The following is a 21280-nucleotide window of genomic DNA, read 5'->3' as shown; positions in this document are numbered from 1 at the left end:
GAGTGAAATTTAATTATTTCTCGCGTTACTGTCTTGTTGAATAAGTTCAATCTTGTAACCATCTGGATCTTCCACAAAAGCGATTACGGTTACGCCGCCTTTCATTGGTCCAGCTTCACGGACAACGTTACCACCACGTGCTTTGATTTCTTCACACGCTTTATACGCATCATCCACTGCGATCGCAATATGACCATACGCATTACCCAGCTCATAGCTGTCTGTATCCCAGTTATGCGTTAGCTCAAGAACAGTATTGTTTTCTTCATCACCATAACCCACAAAGGCTAAAGTGAATCGACCTTCTTCATAATCGCGTTTACGAAGCAAAGTCATACCGAGTACTTCAGTATAGAACGCCAATGAACGCTCTAAATTGCCTACACGTAACATGGTATGTAACATTCGCATAAAATTTACCTATTGATTGAAAGATGTACTTTTCAACTGATTTAACAATTTCGCCACCCAAATAACAAGTAACAAAATAGGTAAACCCATTAAAAAAGTCATAAAGAAGAATGATGAATAACCGAAGTTTGTCACTATTGTACCTGAATAGCCACCAATCATCTTTGGAAGTAATAACATCAATGAACTAAAAATTGCATATTGCATTGCTGTAAATGAAACGCTAGTCAAACTCGATAGGAATGCAATAAATACTGCACCAGCAAGTCCTGATGCGAGATTGTCAAATACAATGCCCATCACCAGCCACACCTTGCTATAAGGGACAACCACTTTACCTTTGAGTTCGACTATTTGATCACTATCAACTTGAACAGCTGGAAGATCAGATAAAGTCATACGTGACTTCGGTTGGATCGCTGAAACTGTTTTATAAATATGATCTTGGGTTAATTCATGCGCCTGACCTGCATGCTGCACGACCGCTTGCACCGTAAATTTAGTGTGGTCTTTTAGACTGTCTCCGGGGACGACCACGCTCCAATTATTTTGATCCAACTTCGCAGGTATCACTTGCTGATTTGAAATACGAATATTCAGTGTTTGTAGTGTGCTGTCAGCTTTTAAGTTCGAGAGTTGACCGCGAATAATGACATCCTTGCTTAACTCATCTTGGTAGAGAATATCGTCCCCTCCAATGGCTTGGATGAAAATCTGAGAATCATCTTGACTACAATAGCGTTGAAGCGGGATTTCAACACTCAGGGCTTTATCATAACCATCAGGGGTGGATAACACTTGAATACTATGATGTTCAGCAAAATTAGATGCAGGGAGCTTTAAAGACCAGTTCCCTACTTCATCAGGAGTCACTTGATGCTGTTGACTTCCCATTTGTACCAAGACTTGATTCATCGTTGGTCCAGATTTTACGAGCCCCACAAAGATGAGATTGGTCGTGCTGGCAACAATAGCGCCCACCAACATCATTTTCATAATGTTATAACGCTGAGCTAATAAGCCTCCAAGGAAGCCACCTAAAATTACAAAAAAAATGGCGAAAAACTTGTTAAACCAAGCGATTTCTTCTTTATCAAAATTCAAATCAAGATAAAAAAGATTGGCGACCACCCCAGCGACAATATCTGAAATTCGATAAAAACCAATGAGTAATAAAATAGCTAACGCAACTTTCAAACCATAACGTTTGAAGAAATCTAAAATCGGTGATAGCCATGTCTCGACGACTATTTTTTCATCAATGAGTTTTGCTCGGGTTAATCCAAAAACGACCAACACAGCCAACGCCACACTCGCGAAGAAACGTAAAACTTGCCCGATAAATGACAAAAAATTACCATCAATATTTAACTGTGAAATCCAAGCACCAAATTGGAGAAACCCACAAACGAAGACTACCGTTGAAATCACAAAGACGATAAATAACTGAAAATAATCCTTTGCTTGATATTGATGAGGTTCTTGATTTACTACCGGTTCATGAATCACTAAAGTCGTCACAATCCCGATCATCATCAATCCAGCCATGAGCAAATAGGTGGACTGCCACGCCTCATAAATATAGTTACCCATGGCTGTACCAAGTGATGCAGCGAAGAGTAATGCACCGAGCTGAGTTACGATGGTCGCAATTCGATAACCTGCGTTATAAGTCGAAGCCATAACCGTCTGAACACTTGTATCTTGTGTCAACTCAATACGATAAGCATCCACAATAATATCTTGTGTCGCTGATGAGAATCCGAGAAAGATTGCGGATATCGCCATGAACGTTAAACTTGAAAATGGCCCTACACTCCCTCCATGAATACTCGGATCAGTAAATGCCATTGAACAAATAGCAATTGCGACCAAAATCTGAGAAACCAATAACCACCCTCGTCGTTTACCCAATTTCCTTGTTAAATAAGGCAATGGTAATCGGTCAATCAAAGGTGCCCAAATGAACTTGAAGGCATAAGCTAAGGCTGCCCATGAAAACATGGTAATGGTACTACGCTGAATACCGGCTTCACTCAACCAGAAAGATAGAGTTGAAAAAATCAGAAAAATTGGGATACCTGATGAGAAACCCAAAAAAAGCATAATGATCGCGCGTCGATCAAGAAAGGCTTTAAATGCCGAAGTCCATCCAGCTGATTCTGGTGACGAAGATTGTGATGTCATTGCGTTGTTATTTTCAGTGAAAAGTACTCTCGCTATTCAACTCTGTAATGCGCTTGGTTTCAATATAATTTACGCAAACTTCACCGAGTATTTCATCAATTTGATCTATCTCAACTTGATATTTTTGGCTAAACCTGTATACCTTAAACTATCAAATGTAAATTATAGTTTTGGATTTCACCTGTGACCCAGAGACACGATCAAATTAGTTCCACCGCAGTAGCTTTAACCACGACATCCACAAACTTAGAACAAAACTCGCAAAACAAGCTCCTATCCGTATTTGAACTTGAAGCCACGCAAAACACCTTGAATGCAACAGCACTCAAACCAGAACAACTGACGCATATTCCAAATTATGACAATATTCCTGCGTCTACAAAACGTATCAAGCCTCTTAATAATTTTTTAGGACAAGATCGTGCTAAAGCATCTGTAGAAGCAGGCATTGCCCTTCCATACTCAGGCTATAACATCTTTGCTGTGGGTACGGCAGGGTTGGGTAAACGCACCATGATCAAGCGCTTACTCCAACAACATGCCAAAGATATGCCTACACCGGATGATTGGGTTTATGTATACAACTTCAAAAATGCACGCAACCCAATTGCGCTTAACTTTCCTGCAGGACAAGGCGCAAAGTTTCAAAGTACGCTACATCAAACATGGCAAACCATTTTCAAACAGCTCGAACGTCGTTTTAGTGCTGAAACGTATCACAATCGGATTGAAAAAATTCGTTTAACGACAGGTCATGAACAACAACAAGCTTTGATTGAGCTCACCAAAGAAGGTGAAGAGCTTGATTTAAAGTTGATCAGTCGTAATGAAGAACACTGCTTTATTCCTGTTCATCTTAAAGACAATAAAATTCAAGAAATGTCTCAAGATGACATCAATGCACTGAGTAGCAAAGAACGTTCTGAAATTGCGTCCAATATCCGTTATATGGATAAAAAGCTTGAGCGTTTAGGTTTACAAATTGGTGATCTTGAAGATGAAGCACGTGATATGGTGTCTGAGTTGAATCGTGACATTGCCAAACAAGTCATTATTCCTCGCATGGAACATATTTTAAATAAATTTCCAGATATCAAACATCTTGAACAATACTTAAAATTATATGCTCAAGATATTATCGACAATGTGGAAACCGTACTAGAACAGGAAGAAAGTGATTTTTCACCTGCATTATTTAACCGTGTCCCTGCGCGTTATCAAGCAAATTTAGTCATTAGCAACAAGCCAAATTCTGGGGCACCAGTCATCTTTGAAGATTTCCCCACACATTACAACTTACTTGGCCATGTTGAACAATTAACGCAAAATGGCACTATCAGCACTGATTTCACTTTAATACGACCTGGTGCACTGCATCGTGCCAATGGTGGTTTTTTAATGCTTGAGGCTGAGCAGCTTTTAGAACAACCTTATGCATGGCAAGGACTCAAACGAGCGATTAAGTCTGGTCAAATTAAACTCTCATCTCTAGAGCACATGCTAACGCTGACGGGCAGCATTTCAATTGAGCCAGCATCGATTCCATTACAATTGAAAGTCATTTTAATGGCTGAACCAGAAATCTATTATGAGATTCTGGAGGTGGAGCCTGAGTTAGGAAGTATCTTTAAAATCAGAGCTGATTTTACCGACACATTACAACGTAATGACGAAAATGAACAAGCTTATATGCATTTGATTGCAGACTATGTTCAATCCTCTAAACTACTTCCATTTGATCGTTCTGCCTTGGCTGCTTTACTGACCGACTCAAGTCGTCAAGCAGAGGATCAGAGTTCGTTGTCACTACATGCCTTAACTTTAGGTGATCTGATTCATGAATCTCATCACCATGCATCCAAATCTAATGCAACTATGGTGACAGCAGAACATATCGGCACTGCGCTCAAACACCGCCAATATCGTCTAGGTTATTTACGAGAGTTGTACTGGCAAGATTTATCTCGTGGTACACAGCTTATCGAAACGCGTGGTCATCGACTCGGTCAGATAAATGCTTTGTCCGTGATTCACTACGCCGATGTCGAATTTGGCCTACCATCACGCTTGACTGCTTCAGTGTATCAGGGTGGCGGCGATATTTTAGATATCGAACGTAGCGTGGAGTTAGGTGGTTCACTTCATGCTAAAGGTGTACTATTAATGTCGTCTTTCTTAAAGGCACATTTCGGACGTGAACAAACCTTGCACTTCTCTGCCGCTTTGGCTTTTGAACAAAGTTATGGTCAAGTCGATGGTGATAGTGCAACCGTTGCAGAACTCTCCGCTTTAATTTCTGCGATCAGCCAACTGCCGATTGATCAGTCATGGGCGATTACGGGTTCAATGAATCAACTGGGTCAAGTACAACCGATTGGTGGCGTCAATGCCAAAATCGAAGGTTTCTTTGATGCATGTAAACTTCAAGGTTTAACAGGCAAACAAGGTGTCATTATTCCACGTCAAAACATGCAGCATCTAATGTTACGTCAAGATGTGATTGATGCTGTCGAGGCCGGTCAATTCCATATTCATGCCATCAACACAATTGATCAAGCACTTGAGATTCTCATGGCGCGTCCTGTCGGAGAATTAAATAAAAAAGGTCGCTATACCAAAGGATCAATTTACGCTGCTGTCATGGAGCAGCTAGAATATTGGCAAGCCATTGAAGATGGCGCTGAAATTGAAGAAGAGCCAAAGAAAAAGAAAAAAAAGAAGAAAAAAGACAAAGCTAAAAAAGATAAAGCGATCAATGCTGAAGAACAACCTTCTCAACTCGCTGATGAGACTTCAAACTAATTTGAAGTTTTCAAAATAAAAAAAGCACCCACCGGTGCTTTTTTTATTGCGCTCAAATTAAGCTTCAGGCGCTGGGCTATATTGCTCCACGAGCGTTTTTAATTCGCCTGTTTGGAACATTTCTAGCATAATATCACTACCACCGATCAACTCACCATTGATCCATAATTGTGGGAATGTTGGCCAGTTTGCAATTTGTGGCAAAGTCGCACGAATGTCTTGGTTTTCAAGAATATTTACATAAGCAAATGGGCGACCAATTTGGCTCAATGCTTCAACTGCACGTGCAGAGAAACCACATTGTGGGAACTGTGGTGTGCCTTTCATATAAAGAAGAACTGCATGTTTTGCAATTTGATCACGAATTAACGCTTCTGTATCACGCACTTGTTCAGTCATTGATTAAATCCTCAACTATTCTGCCTGCATTATACCTAAAACCGCCGTAAAGAGTATGGATTGCTAAATTTTTCCAGTTTAATTTGCAATTAGGCTTTTAATCTTAAGCAGATTTTGCTTAGATAAACTTTTATTTTCCACCTAACAAATACGAGTTAGACATGAACAATATCACCCTCGCTCCAGTTCAAACTGATCAACCATCTCATTTGATGCCTGTATTCAGCCGTCAACCGATCAGCTTTGTGCGTGGCCGAGGTTCGTATCTTTATACAGCTGAAGGTACAGAATATTTAGATGCGCTGACTGGCATTGCAGTATGTGGTCTAGGTCATGCACATCCAGTTTTGGCAGAAGCAATTGCAGAACAAGCGGCGACGCTTATTCACACCAGTAATATTTATGAAGTACCTTGGCAGACTGCAGCTGCGCAAAAGTTAGCTGAAGTGTCTGGTATGGAAGAAATTTTCTTCTCGAATAGTGGTGCTGAATCAAATGAAGGTGCAATTAAAATTGCGCGTAAATACGGTCATATGCAAGGTATTGCTTTACCGAAAATCATTGTCGCTGATCATTCTTTCCATGGTCGTACAATGGCAACACTTTCTGCGACAGGCAATAAAAAAGTACAAGAAGGATTTGGCCCGCTCGTTGAAGGTTTTATCCGTGTACCTTTTGGCGACATTGAAGCAATTGAAGAAGCAGCAATCAACCATCCAGATATCGTCGCGATTCTCGTTGAACCGATCCAAGGTGAAGGTGGTGTAAATACAGCACCTCAAGGTTTTAGTTATCTTGAAGAAATTCGTCAAATCTGTAATCAACATAATTGGTTGATGATGCTAGATGAAGTTCAAACAGGTAACGGTCGTACAGGAAAATATTTTGCGTATCAACATACCAATATTATTCCTGATGTCATGACGACAGCTAAAGGCTTGGGTAATGGTTTCCCAATTGGTGCAGTGATGACTCAAGGTAAAGGTGTAGGTATTCTTACTGCAGGTAACCACGGATCAACTTATAGTGGTACTGCATTAGGTTCACGCATTGTCTACACGATTATCGATTTGATGCAAAAAGAAAATATTGTTGAAAACGCAGCAACAATTGGCCAATACTTAGTTGATCAATTCCGTACACAACTTGCAGATCAAAACGTTATTGTTCGCGGCTTTGGTATGATGATTGGTATTGAATTACCAAAACCATGCGCAGAGTTGGTGGATATTGCACGCATAGAGCACAATCTAATTATTAATGTCACCGCAGGTAATGTCGTTCGTTTGTTGCCAGCGTTGAATATGAATCAAGAACAAGCTGATGATTTATTAAAACGCTTAGTTCCAGCGATTAAAAACTTCTTGGCTTAAGCCAAGATCAATAAAAAAGCCGCATATTGCGGCTTTTTTATTAAGAAGAACACTTAAGATGCTTCTTGAAATACTCGACCACCAGGCAACTGGCTGAAATATTGTTTTAAAGCATCTAGGCAGCGATGAATTTTCATTGGTTGTTGTTCACGTTTTAATGTCATTGCATTCAAAGTGTATGCAGGTAACTTCCATTCAGGTAAAACTTCAACCAATGTGCCATTCATTAATTCTTTTTGCACATCTAAATATAATAATCGCGCAATGCCGTGACCATTTTGGCACAGTGATTTAGCGACATAAACATTGTTTGTCTGTAAACGATTTTCCATGGACACATTCACCAATTCACGCGATGTACTGTGTTCAAATGTCATCATTTGCTGATTTTTTACAATATTTACTGGAATCAAATCATGCTGTGCTAAATCTTCAGGTCTTGAAATAACTGCATTTTGATTCAAATAACTTGGTGAAGCCACCAAGACTTGATCCACACGTGCAAGCGGCAGACAAGATAAGTGATTAGACTCATCTACTCGAGAACACATTCTCACTGCAATATCGATTCTTTCTTGAATCAAATCGACAAACTGATTTTCAACTTCAAAGTGAACGGTTAAACCACGATGTGCCGAAATCCAATGCGACAGCGCAGGAACTACATGGGTTGCACCGAGTTCTGGCGTTGTTGCAATACGTAAATCACCAACTAAATCGTCTCGTAACTCATTAATTCGAATTTTACCGCGCTCTGCTGCAGCGAGCATTTCTTGACAGCTATGAAAAAAGGCCTGCCCTGCTTCCGTTAAACTTAGTTTTCTTGTGGAACGGTGCAGAAGTGTTACTTCCATTTCTTGTTCTAGTGAACGAATTTGCTGACTAACTGCACTCGTCGTAATGCCTAAATCTCGAGCAGCACCACTGAAAGAGCTTTTTTCAACAACACATGCAAATACGCCCATCGAGCGAAGTTGATCTAACATAAATTTCCCTCTGAAATTATGAGATGCTTCTCTAATTAACAAAAATTAACAAAAGCAACTCATTGTATTATACGAAGAAATTGTTAAATTGCACTAAATATCTTCAGTTGATTGGCAAAATATTTGCTGGATTGATTGGCTTACCATCTAAACGAACTTGAAACTCAAGCATCGTACGGGTTGCACCACTCGAGCCCATTTCTGCAATTTGTTGCCCTGCACTTACGTTTTGCCCACTCTTCACTAACATACGGTTATTGTGCGCATAGGCAGTGATATAACCATCAATATGTTTAATGAGCACCAAATTACCATATTCTTTTAAACCATCAGCTGCGTAAACCACTTGACCATCAGCTGCTGCAAAAATTGGATCACCAACATTGCCACCAAAACGTAATCCCTTGACATTACTTGCCACATTAAAGTTTTCAATGACTGGACCATTCGATGGTTTTACCCAGCGTAATGAAGTTGCTTTAGTCGAAGTCGTCGGTACTGCAGCAGTTACCGCTGGTACTGGTGTAGTTTGTGGTGGTGGCGTAACCACAGCTGGTTTTGTTGGTAACTGAATGGTTTGACGTTGAATCTGAGTTTCAGTCGCTGTCAAAGGACGCGTGGTCGAACGTGTCACTTGTCGATTGCCAGAGGGTTTTAATCTTAAAGATTGATTTACATAGATGCGATAAGGCGGTGCAATATCATTCATCTCCGCAATGCTCAAATAGCTCAATCCATAACGTGCCGCAATTTTACTTAAAGTGTCGCCAGAACGAACTGTATAGAAGTCAGGAGCAACCGCATAACGAGCAGAATTGTGGATTTGGGGTTTCGATGCACAGCCCGACAAACCAAGAAAAGAAGCGACAGCAACCGCGATCAATGCTGAGTGAATAGATGGTTTAGACAACTTCAAAACTGTTTTGGGTCTGGCCAAAAGCATGATTTCCCTCTCTGACAAAAGATTAAAAAGACTGAATTCGGCTTAAGAGTAGCAAAATTAATGCTAAATTCACCGTTTCAAATATATTTTTCACAAAGTTATAACACATCCTACCTGTGGTCGTTCAATTAAAGCCCTAGTTGAGATTCAAGTGAAGCCAACACCTGATAATTGGTAGCATCCATTTGGATCGGTGTCACACTGACATATCCATTTGCAATGGCATAAAAGTCTGACTGATAACCCAGTTGGCTTTTTTCGGGATCTGTTACGGCCTCTCCAGCCAAACCAATCCAAACAACTTGACGACCTCTCGGGTCCACTTGTGTGGTAATCGGTTTCGTTTGTTTTCTTCTTCCTTGATAAGTCACCAATGTCCCTTTTATTTCAGCCGTATCTGGAATATTAATATTGAAAATATGACGCGGTGGTAACTCAGGCAAACCATTTTTAATAAACTCATATACCCAATTTGCAGCTTGTGCATAATCTTGAGCATCTTGATACGAACGAACATTTGGACCAGCCAATGAAACTGCGATTGCAGGTTGTTTCATGAGTCGGCCTTCAAACGCGGCCCCAACTGTACCTGAATACAACACATCATCGCCTAAATTCGCACCACTGTTGATCCCGCTTACAACTAGATCAAATTCAAAATCAAATAGACCATTCATGGACAGATAAACACAGTCCGCTGGTGTGCCATTAATTGCCCATACATCTTCTGAAATTTGCACGGGTCGCAATGGACGATCAAGCGTTAATGCACTTGAAAAACCACTCCGCTCACTTTCTGGAGCAACCACGACTACTCGACCCAAAGGTTTTAATTCTTGTGCTAATGCTTGTATTCCTGGTGCGAACACACCGTCATCGTTGGCAATCAAAATATTCAAAACAATTCACTCAATTCATGTAATCCCATCTGTTCGATAGCCTAATCAAAATCCCCCCACACAACAATGAGCACACGCATGGATGTTGAGGTTTTAAACGCCTTTAATCTTGATAATCTGCTTATCCTTTAATCTTGAGAACTACACAAGTAGTCATCCCCCCTGTTCAAACCTGAACTTTTCGTCATTAGTTTCTGAGTTCCAACAGCATTAATACACTTTCTGTATTTTTTAAACACGAAAAAAGATTATTCTATTCTTATAACTAACTTACTAATTTTTGAGTCATTTATGCAAAAACGTTTTTTACAATTGATTTCAACCGCATTTATTAGCAGTTCAATGTTGTTTTCAAGTTTCACTTTCGCCAATGCCCAAGACTTAAAAGAAAATATCGAAGTTACTCAACAAAAAGTGACTAAAGATGAACTCGCTGCAATCTATGTCTTTTCAGAATCATGCCCAAGTTTAGTGGAAGAAGATGCAGCGTTTAAAGCAGGCTATCAAAAGCTATTAAAAGACTATTTACCTAATGAAAATTCACCTCAAACCACGTTGAACAATCTAATTAAACAACAGGATTATCAGCAAGCATTAGCTCAAGCCAGACAAGATGCGAAAAACGCTGGAGATAAAGCAAATCAACAAGTGTGCGAGGATATAAAAAAATATCAGTCTTCAGTTAAATAGAGCACGAAATAGTTACAATTCGATTGAAATAAGCCGACTCCACTGCTAGAAGTCGGCTTTGCTTTGTCCTAGAATGCAAAGCTGATTTTTGCGTTCATACAAGATTGGAACTACATAGAATGACCCGAAAAAGCGCCATTGCTGCATTATTACTATTACCTTCATTTACTTATGCAGCAACTGTTTTATCTTCACCACCAGAGCTCAATAACAAGTCTTACGTTTTGATGGATTATGAAACAGGTCAAATTCTCGCAAGTAAAAATGAAAATGAAAAACTTGCGCCTGCTTCAATGACCAAAATGATGACCAGTTTCATTATTGAACAAAAGTTGTTGAATGGTGAACTCACGGAAGATGAAAAAGTTCGTATGAACGAGTCTGCTTGGTGTCGTGGTAGTAGTACAGAATCTTGTATGTATGTACCTCTCAATGGCACAGCAACCGTATTGGAAATGCTACGCGGGATTATCATTCAATCTGGTAATGACGCATCTAAGGCGATGGCTGAGCATATTTCTGGGAATGAAGGTACATTTGTACACAGCATGAACCAAGAAGCAAAGCGTATTGGCATGACCAACACGAACTTTATGAACTCAACAGGTATGCCTGCTGAAGGTCATTATTCTACAGCGAAAGATATGGCTACCCTTGCGAAGCACATCATTCATGACAGTTCAAAGTATTATCCTATTTACTCTGAAAAAGAGTTTACTTTTAATGGGATCAAGCAAGGTAACCGTAACGCGTTGCTATATACAGATCCGAGTGTAGATGGTCTTAAAACAGGTCATACTTCTGAAGCTGGTTATTGTTTAACGACTTCAGCTAAACGTGGCCCAATGCGTTTAATTTCAGTGATTTTTGGTGCTCCATCAATGCAAGCACGTGCAACACAAACACGTGATTTGTTATCTTGGGGTTATGCAAACTTTGAAACTGTCAGTGTTCAACCCGCTCACAAAGAGTTGACCACTTCTAAAGTTTGGTTTGGTCAATCTAATCAAGTGAGTGTAGGGCTTGCTGAGAACTTCAACGTGACTATGCCAAAAGGTCAAGCAAATGCCATTCAGACTCAAATCGCGGTTCAACCGAACTTAAATGCCCCTCTTCAACAAGGGCAAGTTGTAGGTAAATTAACAGCGACACTTGACGGCAAAGTTATTGCGGAGAAGCCGCTTGTTGCTTTGCAAGCTGTTGAAGAAGCTGGTTTCTTCTCGCGTATGATTGATCATATCAAACAGTTCTTTAGTAATTTGTTTTAAGTCACAGCTTGACTAAAGATATAAAGGCACTCAAATTCTTTTGGGTGCTTTTTTGTTTATAATGAGTAAAAACAGGCAATTTTTTATGACTGAAAATATCCGCAAATACTTAGAGACTTACCCAAAATTTGATACAACAAATTATATTGATCCAACTGCGTTAGTGATTGGTGATGTTGTCTTGGCTGAGAATGTTTCGGTCTGGCCTTATGCTGTGATCCGTGGTGATGTTAATTTTATTCGGATTGGTAAAAATTCCAATATCCAAGATCATTCCATGTTGCATGTCAGTCATAAGAAAGCGGATAAACCTGAAGGTTCACCGCTCATTATTGGTGAGGACGTTACTGTGGGTCATCATGTGAAATTACATGGTTGTACTATTGGTAATCGTGTTTTAGTCGGGATTGGTACGATCATTTTAGATGACGTCGTTATTGAAGATGATGTGATGATTGGTGCAGGTTCGCTTGTTCCGCCAAATAAAGTTTTGGAAAGTGGCTATTTATATATGGGCAGTCCTGTCAAAAAAGTGCGTCCACTGACTGATAAAGAAAAAGCGTTTCTGCCGTATTCAGCGCAGAATTATGTAAAGGTTTCGGGGAATTATAAATAATTTTGAATTCGCATAAGAGATTTTATGTTAAATAGCCCTCAACAGAGGGCTATTTTTAATACTAAAAATTACATGCTTTTAAGACATAAGGATTCATATGCTGCACCTTTAGCTAAAACAGTCTTCAGCTTACCATTCGTGGTTATTTGCAATAGTGCCAAATAGATTCATTTTCGATACTCTTACTTCAAAGCCAAAATTTTTCGGGCACCATTAAGTACGAATAAAGAAACCAGTATGCCAATGATTAAGTCTGGATAAGCTGATCCCGTCCACGCCACGAGTACACCGGCAAATATAACGCCCATATTTACGACAACGTCATTCGCCGAGAAAATCCAACTGGCTTTCATATGTGCGCCATCTTCTCGATGACCAGAAATAAGATATAAGCATGTCACGTTAGCTATAAGTGCGAGCAGGCCAATAACAATCATGAGCGTTGATTCTGGCTCGCTTCCAAACATGAATCGTCTAATGACATCAACAATCACGGTAACAGCAAGTAATAACTGAATCCAACCTGCGAAATGGGCTGCTTTTATTTGATATTTCGCAGCTTTTCCGACGGCATATAGCGCAATACCATAAACGGCTGCATCGGCAAACATATCTAGAGAATCAGCAATCAATCCTGTAGACGCAGCAATAATACCGCTGATGAATTCTATAAAGAAAAGTAGAGCATTAATACCTAATAACAGTTTAAGTACTTTAGCTTGTCTCACAGGATCAGGTTCATTAGGTATATCGCCTGAAGAAAGCTGTGTTTCATCAAGTTTCGCCCCAAAACCCAGTCCTTCGAGTTTAGCCGTAATTTGCTGAATCCCTTCATTATGGAAGACTTTCAGTTTTCGATTGGGAAGATCAAAAGTAAGACCTTTAACTGCTTCAATATCTGCAAGAGCCATACGGACCATTTGCTCTTCAGCAGAGCAATCCATTTTAGGAATGGTGTAGGTACTTGTTTGCTTAGCCTGTTGATTGCTTATATAAGTTTCAGTCTTCACAAGCTTTGCACCAAAACCCAAAGCTTCAAGTTTGGTGGTTATATTTTCATCTTTTTGATTATGTAGAACCTTTAAAGAACGGTTAGGTAAATCAAAGATGAGTTTTTGAACACCATCAATTGAAGATAGCGCCATACGAACCATCTGTTCTTCCGCAGAACAATCCATTTTGGGAACTAAGTATTCACTCATGTAGTGCGAATCTTTTAAAACATCTTCAGTGCTTAAATTTTCTTTGGGATCAGAACCATAACAGGATTGAGCGGTATCTTCACAACTGTTTGAAGTGTTACAGCAAGGAGATGAAGATTTTTTTTCTTCCTCTTCACCACAACAGCTAAGCGTATTATCACAATTCTTTGAATTGTTTGCTTCTGCAATTGATGGATGATTTTCTTGTTGAGATTTCTTATCTTCGCATGGTGTTTCTTTACTACATCCACAACCACTCATAATTATACCCACTAAAAAAATTATAAACTTTGAATATTAGAATCCCTATAGTTACTATAGAGTCAAGAATCTTTGGAAATACTAACTCAATGCATTTAAAAATTGGTGAACTCTCTAAAAAAACCTCATGTTCAGTATTAACAATTAGGTTTTATGAAAAGGAAGGTTTAATTCCGGAACCGGAAAGAACGGAAGGAAATTACCGCCTTTACGATGTAGGCTATGTTGAGCGAATTAAATTTATTTTGAATTGCCGAACTTTAAATATGAGTTTGAATGAAATTCGTCAATTACTTACCTATAAAGACAAACCTGAGAAAAATTGTTCAGATGTGAATGAATTAATTGACTTACATGTCAGTGCTATCAGAGAAAATATAATCAAGCAACAAAAGCTTATTGAACAACTATCTGATTTAAGAGGTACTTGTGATGGTTTATGTACAATTGACCAATGTGGAGTTTTAAAAAATCTAGCTTGATTATCTAGACCTATGCTTTTTTCAAAAAATCGGCACTGTTGCAAATAACCACGAATGGTAAGCTGAAGACTGTTTTAGCTAAAGGTGCAGCATATGAATCCTTTCCATGGTCGGCATTTTCAGGGCGAAATCATTCTTTGGGCTGCGCGCTGGTATTGTAAATATGGCATTAGCTATCGTGAACTGCAGGAAATGCTGGCCGAACGGGGTGTGAATGTTGATCACACGAATATTTACCGTTGGGTTCAACGTTATACGAATCTAAAAATGGGAGCCTATAGCTCCCATTTTTATTGTTAAACGTTGAATCCTATATGTTTTCCTGTTGGAAGCTCTACATCAATACGGAGCTTCCCACCCATTGCCTCAACATACTTTTTCATGGTTGAAATCTTAAGATCATTGCCACGATTTTCTATTGCTGAAAGCGATGGCTGTTTTATTCCCAAAGTTTCAGCAAGCTCTTTTTGAGAAATTTCGAGTTCTTCACGAATAAGATGAAGCTGATTTTCTAGCAGTAATTCATCAGCCATTTTTTGAATACGGGCTTGGCTCTCTGGAGAGCGGCTAGCTAACAATTCTTGCAGAGTCTTAGCCATTAGATTTATCTCCTAGGGTAGTGAGATGAAGTTGGTATTGTTCATCTGCAATATCCAGCATGTCTTTATAAAAACGCTTTTTACCGCCTTTATCAGCAATACATAGAACAATAGCCTGTCGTAAGGGATCAAATGCGAAGAAAGCTCTTAAGGGTCTACCGCGATGTTGAACACGCAGTTCTTTCATATTGGTAAATTTAGCCTCATACACAGTATCTACTAAAGGACGGCCTAAACTCGGTCCCTGCTGCTGTAGAACAACCAGGGCAGCTAGGACCTTCTCTTGTGTAGGTTAATCTTGCTGTTCAAGCCACTGATTAAATAGATCTGTCGTAATGACTGTCCACATACCACAACCAGAATATAGATTATAGTCTATATTTTAGGGGCATTATGTTTGTTTTGCAAATGAGAAAGGATAGGCAATAAAAAACCCCGGTATCCTGCCGGGGTTTTTTATTGTGCGATCTTTGGTAGGTGCTGCTCTACCTCACAATCCTAGTGTTAGAACTTATCATTGTTGTTTTTTGCTCCGGAACATCCTGTTCCTGTATGAATCTATCGTAGGGATATTCTAGCTATCCTGATAGCCGCAAAGAACTGGAATTTGAGTAAGCTAAAGCGTACAAAGTGCCTGAAATTTATCCACAAGAAATGGGGATAATTTTGAACATTCACGCATTGATAAAATTTAAAAAATCGTAAAATCGACTACTTTTTAAACAAAATTATTGGCAAGAACTATCAAAACCGCCTAAAAAAAAGCCGACTTGTTTCCAAGTCGGCTTTTTGCGGTTTTTGTGATGAGGGTGAATTTTTTAAGTTATTGGTTTTAAAAAATTATTTTTATTGCATTTCGTATAATGCCCATTATGTTAAATGAGTGGATAGGCATTAAGGAGCATGGACATTCAATAAAGAATTGTTCAGTATCTTGTGATTTAGTTAGATAGTTGATATCACATGAAAAAAGTATATTTAGTAACAGGGGCAAGTCGGGGAATTGGTAGGGCAATCTGTCAGAAAATGATCAATGATGGTAATGAAGTTATTGGTATTGCAAGAAACATAGAAAATACAGGCTTTCCTGGAAAATTATATCAATGTGATTTAACAAATATTGAGCAAACTCAAGAAGTTCTAAAAAATATATCAGCTTCTTATCAGATCAATGGAATAGTTAATAATGCAGGAATCAGTCTACCTGAGCCACTAGGTGGAATTAATTTAGAATCTTTACATGATGTCTGGAACTTAAATGTACGAACAGCTATTCAAGTTACACAACATTTTATTGAAGATCTAAAAAAACAAAAGTCAGGAAGGATCGTTAACATTGGAAGTCGTGCTATGTATGGTTCTAAAGATAGAACATCTTATGCTGCCGCGAAAAGTGCTTTAGTGGGGTGTACACGGACATGGGCTTTAGAACTAGCAGATTATGGTATTACAGTGAATTGTGTTGCTCCTGGCCCAATTGAAACAGAGCTTTTTAGAAAGACTAGACCAAAAGGAAGTGATGCTGAAAAAGCATTACTAGCTAAAATACCTCTTGGTAGAATAGGCACACCAGAAGATGTTGCTAATGCTGTGTCATTCTTACTATCAGATAATTCATGCTTCATTACAGGTCAAGTAATTAATGTTGATGGTGGGGGAAGTCTATAAGGCTTTAATATCGAATATTTAATTAATCTAAAATTAACATAATACACCTTATGCGAAATTATCTTTTTTATTTCATAGAAATCATAATCTTAAATTACATTCAAAAGCCCAATTTACTTAAATTGGGCTTTTTTGTTGATTCTTCATGTTCCACGCCCTTTATTAAATTATTGATCCAAAGAACTTCTTAGTTAAACTTAAGATAGAACGCCTTCAAAGAAATCCCCTCCCATCATAGCCACACACCTCAAAATTTTATACAATATGCCTTCCCTTCATCTGGTGCTTTTTTATGACCGCTTGGACTGCTCACGTCACTGTTGCAACAGTGGTTGAAAAAGATGGTAAATATCTGTTTGTAGAAGAACAAACAGAAGGTGTCATGCACACCGTTTTTAATCAACCTGCAGGTCATGTTGAAGCTGGTGAAACCCTTATTCAAGCCGCGGTTCGTGAAACCATGGAAGAAACAGGTCACCAAGTTGAAGTCACAGATTTATTGGGTATATACACCTATACCCCACCTATGTTTCCAGATCGTACCTATTACCGCTTCTGTTTTTTAGCAAAATCAACACAGTATTTTGCCAATGCAACATTAGATACAGGTATCGTAGGTGCTGTTTGGATGAGCCTAGATGAGCTATTAGAAACGGCTCGCGCGCGTAGCCCATTGGTCATCAAAGCCATTCAAGATGCCCAATCAGGACAAAAATTTCCTTTATCGCTCGTTTATGAGCACCAAAATTCTCCCTTAATTTCAAATTTGGATGCCTAATCCTATGCAACAACGTGTCATCGTCGGTATGTCAGGTGGTGTAGACTCATCTGTCTCTGCGGCTTTATTACTTCAACAAGGATATCAAGTTGAAGGTCTTTTCATGAAAAACTGGGAAGAAGATGACGGCACAGAATACTGCACGGCTATGGATGATCTTGCAGATGCGCAAGCCGTATGTGATCGTATCGGTATCAAATTACATACAGCCAACTTCGCAATGGAATATTGGGATCGTGTATTTGAGCACTTCTTGGCTGAATATGCTGCGGGGCGCACCCCAAACCCAGATATTTTATGTAATAAAGAAATTAAGTTCCGTGCATTCCTCGACCATGCCATGAAATTAGGTGCTGACTTCATCGCAACAGGACACTATGCTCGTCGCGGTGAAACCATGACCAACTCTAAAGGTGAGCAATATGCGCCTTTACTCCGTGGCGTGGATAACAACAAAGACCAAACTTATTTCCTACATGCCGTTCATGGTCGTGAAATTAACAAGACCTTGTTCCCTGTCGGTGAAATTGAAAAGCCTCAAGTTCGTAAAATTGCTGAAGATTTAGATCTTGCAACAGCGAAGAAAAAAGACTCTACAGGTATCTGTTTTATTGGTGAACGCCGATTTAATGACTTCTTGAAGCAATATTTACCTGCTCAACCGGGTAAAATTGTCCTCGAAGATGGTAAAGAGGTTGGTGATCATCACGGCTTAATGTACTATACGCTCGGTCAGCGTGGTGGTCTTGGTATCGGTGGTATGAAAGGCGCTGAAGAAGGTGCTTGGTTCGTATTACACAAAGATATCGAAGGCAATCGTTTAGTTGTTGGCCAAGGTCATGAGCATCCCCTCATGCAAAGTACCATGTTATGGTCTGAAGCGATTGATTGGGTTGCAGGTGAGCAAGAGATTCCAGAAAATGGTTTCCGTTGCACAGCGAAAACTCGCTATCGACAACCTGATCAAGCATGTGTCTTATTTAATGACCCAAATGCACCGCAAGGTGTACGTGTAGAATTTGATGAACCTCAACGTGCTGTTACGCCAGGACAAAGCGTTGTGTTTTACGCGGATGAAGTTTGTTTAGGTGGCGGTGTGATTCATCATACTAATGCGCCTAAACCTGATTTTATTTAAAGGAATTTTCAGGCATGACAGAGTTACCGTTCCAGCAGCTTCAGACTCTGAATGATCGTCAAAACAGAGCTTTGGCTTTGGCAGCAGTATTTCAATCGACTCAGCTGACACATATGACAGCCATTGCAGGTCGACAAAATATTGGCGAAAACGGTAACTTCTATTTAGAACAATTAATTAAGGCGAGTTTAAATATTCGCCCTACTTCCAATAAGAATTGTCAAACCTTAGATTTTTTTAACCAGCTTGCAGATATTTCTCTGGGATTAAAAACATTAGAAAGTAGCATCACCCAACCATTCAATACTGCACCAAAATCAAGAATACCTAAATTTGCCAATGCAAAACTTCCAATGTCCTATGCAATGGCATTATTACATTTAGAAAAGAAAGTATATAGCAACCCAAAATTCGTTGAAATTATTGAAAAATCACAAGAAAAAATACTAAAACAACTCTCCTTTTTTGATCATAATTATCTACATCCAAGTATTCTTGCAAACCTTGCTCAAACCTATGTCGAAACTGCAGGACAGATTAATCCTCGCATTATGGTGAAAGGCAATGCAGAAGCTTTTAAGGATTCTTCGCACACCAATCGTATTCGTGCTTCATTGTTTACAGGTTTACAGATGGCGCATTTATGGCGTCAGTCAGGTGGAAGTTCATGGAGCATGATCTTCACCAAACGCAAGTTACTGAAAGATATTCAAGATCTCGCTCGTTTACAGTTTCAGGTGGTTTAACCTGATGTATATCGAGTTCTGTTTTACGTTTCATTCCAAAGTTTAAGGAATTGCTATGAACGCTTTAACCGCACTTTCTCCATTAGATGGTCGCTATGCAAGCAAATGTGATGCTTTGCGCCCTTTCCTCTCTGAGTTTGGTTTAATCCATGCTCGTGTGACTGTTGAAGTGCGCTGGTTACAAGCACTTGCAAATCGCCCAGAAATTACTGAAGTGCCAGCTTTTTCTAACGAAACAAATGCAGCTTTAGATGCAATCGTTGCAAATTTCTCTGAAGACGATGCTAACCGTATCAAAGAAATCGAACGCACAACCAACCATGATGTAAAAGCGGTTGAATATTTCTTAAAAGAGAAAATTGCAAACATTGATGAACTTAAAAATGCGGGTGAATTCATTCACTTTGCTTGTACATCTGAAGACATCAACAACTTGTCTCATGCACTCATGCTGAAAAGTGGTCGTGAAGTACTAGCTACGTCTATGCAACAAATTGTGGACTCAATTGTTGCACTTGCAGAAAAACACGCTGACCAACCAATGTTGTCTCGTACACATGGTCAAACTGCAAGCCCAACAACATTGGGTAAAGAAATGGCGAACGTGGCATACCGTCTTGCACGCCAAATCAAACAATTCAACAATGTTGAGCTTCTAGGTAAAATCAATGGTGCGGTAGGTAACTATAATGCTCACCTTTCTGCTTACCCTGAAATTAACTGGCCTGCTCACTCGCAAGCATTTGTTGAATCTTTAGGTCTCACGTTTAACCCGTATACAACTCAAATTGAGCCGCACGACTACATGGCTGAATTGTTTGATGCGCTTCGTCGTTTCAACACAATCCTCATCGATTTCAACCGTGATGTTTGGGGTTATATCTCTCTTGGTTTCTTCAAACAAAAATTAAAAGAAGGTGAAGTTGGTTCTTCAACAATGCCACACAAAGTGAACCCAATCGACTTTGAAAACTCTGAAGGTAACTTGGGTATTGCTAATGCAGTCCTTGCTCACCTTGGTGAAAAGCTCCCAATTTCTCGCTGGCAGCGTGACTTAACTGACTCTACTGTTCTTCGTAACATGGGCGTTGGTTTTGCACAAAGCTTGATCGCATTTGAAGCTTGCTTGAAAGGTGTGGGCAAACTTGAATTGAATGCCGACCGTATTCTTGAAGACTTAGACAACGCTCAAGAAGTTCTTGCTGAACCAATCCAAACAGTAATGCGTCGTTATAACGTTGAAAAACCATACGAAAAACTTAAAGCCCTTACTCGTGGTCAAGCAATGACTCGCGAAATGATGGTGAATTTTGTAAATGGTAACGAATTAGAAACTGTTCCTGCAGCAGATCGTGCACGTCTTGCTGAAATGACACCTGCATCTTATACAGGTAATGCTGCTGAGCAGGCGAAACAAATTAAAGATTTGATTGCTAAAATCTAAATAGTATTGAATAAAAAAGCGAAGCTTAGGCTTCGCTTTTTTTGTATGAGACTCATCAAATGTTTCAATAAAAATCATGCTTCATCAGGGCAGTAACGTATAAAGTCAGTTCTGAGCTTTTCTAATTCATCACCAGTTAAAACATCGCTATAGTAAATATAATGAGTCACTTGAGCATATTAAATGTCATGCCTAAACATCATTCCTCGAAGTGATACTGAGATCTCTTCAGGAAAGTCATTCAGAGTAAGCTCTTCAAACTCATAGTGAAAATATGCATTTTGCTGTGCAAGAAAAGCAGCTGATACCGTCATAATGAAGACTCAAAATAAATCATATTCTAACTGATCATCCATGATTGCAATGAGCTATTGATATAAACAACTAT

General features: G+C 39.3%; 19 protein-coding genes and 3 pseudogenes. 12 read left to right on the top strand and 10 right to left on the bottom strand.

The window, feature by feature from the left end; all coding sequences use genetic code 11:
* Positions 1–9: 9 nt before the first annotated feature.
* Positions 10–411: a lactoylglutathione lyase gene (gene gloA / locus AC1M87_RS03125; protein WP_481588447.1), complete on the bottom strand. Its 402-nt coding sequence runs from the start codon at positions 409–411 to the stop codon at positions 10–12.
* Between the two features lie 9 nt (positions 412–420).
* Positions 421–2598: an AmpG family muropeptide MFS transporter gene (locus AC1M87_RS03120; RefSeq protein ID WP_481592913.1), complete on the bottom strand. Its 2178-nt coding sequence runs from the start codon at positions 2596–2598 to the stop codon at positions 421–423.
* A 183-nt stretch (positions 2599–2781) separates the two neighbouring features.
* On the opposite strand from AC1M87_RS03120, the gene AC1M87_RS03115 reads away from it, so the two are divergent.
* Positions 2782–5400 carry a Lon protease family protein gene (locus tag AC1M87_RS03115; RefSeq protein WP_481592912.1) on the top strand — a complete coding sequence of 873 codons (2619 nt, stop codon included), beginning with the start codon at positions 2782–2784 and terminating at the stop codon, positions 5398–5400.
* Positions 5401–5457: 57 nt separating this feature from the next.
* Here the strand turns inward: AC1M87_RS03115 and grxD are convergent, their stop codons facing one another.
* Positions 5458–5799, bottom strand: coding sequence for a Grx4 family monothiol glutaredoxin (grxD, locus tag AC1M87_RS03110; protein ID WP_092766094.1), 342 nt, complete (start codon positions 5797–5799; stop codon positions 5458–5460).
* A gap of 161 nt (positions 5800–5960) precedes the next feature.
* Between grxD and AC1M87_RS03105 the strand changes: the two genes are divergently transcribed.
* Entirely contained in the window at positions 5961–7172 is a 1212-nt protein-coding gene (locus AC1M87_RS03105; protein ID WP_092766093.1) for an aspartate aminotransferase family protein, read from the top strand.
* Between the two features lie 53 nt (positions 7173–7225).
* On the opposite strand, the gene AC1M87_RS03100 is transcribed toward AC1M87_RS03105, so the two are convergent.
* From AC1M87_RS03100 to surE, 3 genes are all read right to left on the bottom strand, one after another.
* Positions 7226–8158, bottom strand: a complete 933-nt coding sequence (locus tag AC1M87_RS03100) for a LysR family transcriptional regulator (protein WP_179998372.1) — start codon at positions 8156–8158, stop codon at positions 7226–7228.
* Positions 8159–8261: 103 nt separating this feature from the next.
* Positions 8262–9101 carry a peptidoglycan DD-metalloendopeptidase family protein gene (locus tag AC1M87_RS03095; protein ID WP_179998373.1) on the bottom strand — a complete coding sequence of 280 codons (840 nt, stop codon included), beginning with the start codon at positions 9099–9101 and terminating at the stop codon, positions 8262–8264.
* A gap of 128 nt (positions 9102–9229) precedes the next feature.
* Positions 9230–10000 (bottom strand): 5'/3'-nucleotidase SurE, encoded by a 771-nt coding sequence (surE, locus tag AC1M87_RS03090; protein ID WP_481592911.1) that lies wholly within the window; start codon positions 9998–10000, stop codon positions 9230–9232.
* Between the two features lie 291 nt (positions 10001–10291).
* Here surE and AC1M87_RS03085 point away from each other — a divergent pair, with 291 nt between their 5' ends.
* From AC1M87_RS03085 to AC1M87_RS03075, 3 genes are all read left to right on the top strand, one after another.
* On the top strand, positions 10292–10690 hold the full coding sequence (locus AC1M87_RS03085) for an MCR_0457 family protein (protein ID WP_035270480.1): 399 nt from the start codon (positions 10292–10294) through the stop codon (positions 10688–10690).
* A 119-nt stretch (positions 10691–10809) separates the two neighbouring features.
* Positions 10810–11958, top strand: a complete 1149-nt coding sequence (gene dacC, locus AC1M87_RS03080; RefSeq protein WP_035270478.1) for a D-alanyl-D-alanine carboxypeptidase PBP5/6 — start codon at positions 10810–10812, stop codon at positions 11956–11958.
* 85 nt (positions 11959–12043) lie between these two features.
* On the top strand, positions 12044–12574 hold the full coding sequence (locus AC1M87_RS03075) for a gamma carbonic anhydrase family protein (protein WP_481592910.1): 531 nt from the start codon (positions 12044–12046) through the stop codon (positions 12572–12574).
* 182 nt (positions 12575–12756) lie between these two features.
* Here AC1M87_RS03075 and AC1M87_RS03070 read toward each other — a convergent pair whose 3' ends face one another.
* On the bottom strand, positions 12757–14037 hold the full coding sequence (locus tag AC1M87_RS03070) for a cation efflux transmembrane domain-containing protein (RefSeq protein ID WP_481592909.1): 1281 nt from the start codon (positions 14035–14037) through the stop codon (positions 12757–12759).
* Between the two features lie 89 nt (positions 14038–14126).
* Here AC1M87_RS03070 and cadR point away from each other — a divergent pair, with 89 nt between their 5' ends.
* Both cadR and AC1M87_RS03060 read left to right on the top strand, forming a co-directional pair.
* The gene (gene cadR, locus AC1M87_RS03065) at positions 14127–14519 is read left to right on the top strand and encodes a Cd(II)/Pb(II)-responsive transcriptional regulator (RefSeq protein WP_000550240.1); all 393 of its coding nucleotides are present in this window, start codon (positions 14127–14129) and stop codon (positions 14517–14519) included.
* 93 nt (positions 14520–14612) lie between these two features.
* Positions 14613–14774: pseudogene (locus tag AC1M87_RS03060) on the top strand (IS6 family transposase); the annotation flags it as partial.
* 41 nt (positions 14775–14815) lie between these two features.
* On the opposite strand, the gene AC1M87_RS03055 reads toward AC1M87_RS03060, so the two are convergent.
* On the bottom strand, positions 14816–15118 hold the full coding sequence (locus tag AC1M87_RS03055; protein WP_001140620.1) for a helix-turn-helix domain-containing protein: 303 nt from the start codon (positions 15116–15118) through the stop codon (positions 14816–14818).
* A pseudogene (locus AC1M87_RS03050) lies at positions 15111–15467 on the bottom strand (type II toxin-antitoxin system RelE/ParE family toxin). Before AC1M87_RS03050 ends, AC1M87_RS03055 begins: the two are co-directional and overlap by 8 nt.
* Before the next feature lie 614 nt (positions 15468–16081).
* Between AC1M87_RS03050 and AC1M87_RS03045 the strand changes: the two are divergent.
* The 5 genes from AC1M87_RS03045 (at position 16082) to purB (ending at position 20892) form a co-directional block, all read left to right on the top strand.
* Entirely contained in the window at positions 16082–16786 is a 705-nt protein-coding gene (locus AC1M87_RS03045) for an SDR family oxidoreductase (protein ID WP_104513593.1), read from the top strand.
* 292 nt (positions 16787–17078) lie between these two features.
* Positions 17079–17564 carry an NUDIX hydrolase gene (locus AC1M87_RS03040; protein WP_035265740.1) on the top strand — a complete coding sequence of 162 codons (486 nt, stop codon included), beginning with the start codon at positions 17079–17081 and terminating at the stop codon, positions 17562–17564.
* 4 nt (positions 17565–17568) lie between these two features.
* Entirely contained in the window at positions 17569–18702 is a 1134-nt protein-coding gene (mnmA, locus tag AC1M87_RS03035; protein WP_481592908.1) for a tRNA 2-thiouridine(34) synthase MnmA, read from the top strand.
* A gap of 14 nt (positions 18703–18716) precedes the next feature.
* The gene (hflD, locus tag AC1M87_RS03030; RefSeq protein WP_092766084.1) at positions 18717–19448 is read left to right on the top strand and encodes a high frequency lysogenization protein HflD; all 732 of its coding nucleotides are present in this window, start codon (positions 18717–18719) and stop codon (positions 19446–19448) included.
* A gap of 55 nt (positions 19449–19503) precedes the next feature.
* Positions 19504–20892 (top strand): adenylosuccinate lyase, encoded by a 1389-nt coding sequence (gene purB / locus AC1M87_RS03025; RefSeq protein WP_481592907.1) that lies wholly within the window; start codon positions 19504–19506, stop codon positions 20890–20892.
* Between the two features lie 74 nt (positions 20893–20966).
* Here purB and AC1M87_RS03020 read toward each other — a convergent pair.
* A pseudogene (locus AC1M87_RS03020) lies at positions 20967–21206 on the bottom strand (hypothetical protein).
* Between the last annotated feature and the right edge of the window lie 74 nt (positions 21207–21280).

It is taken from the genome of Acinetobacter sp. 24-47-62, assembly GCF_056779765.1.
This window is presented reverse-complemented; position numbering and strand designations above follow the sequence as displayed.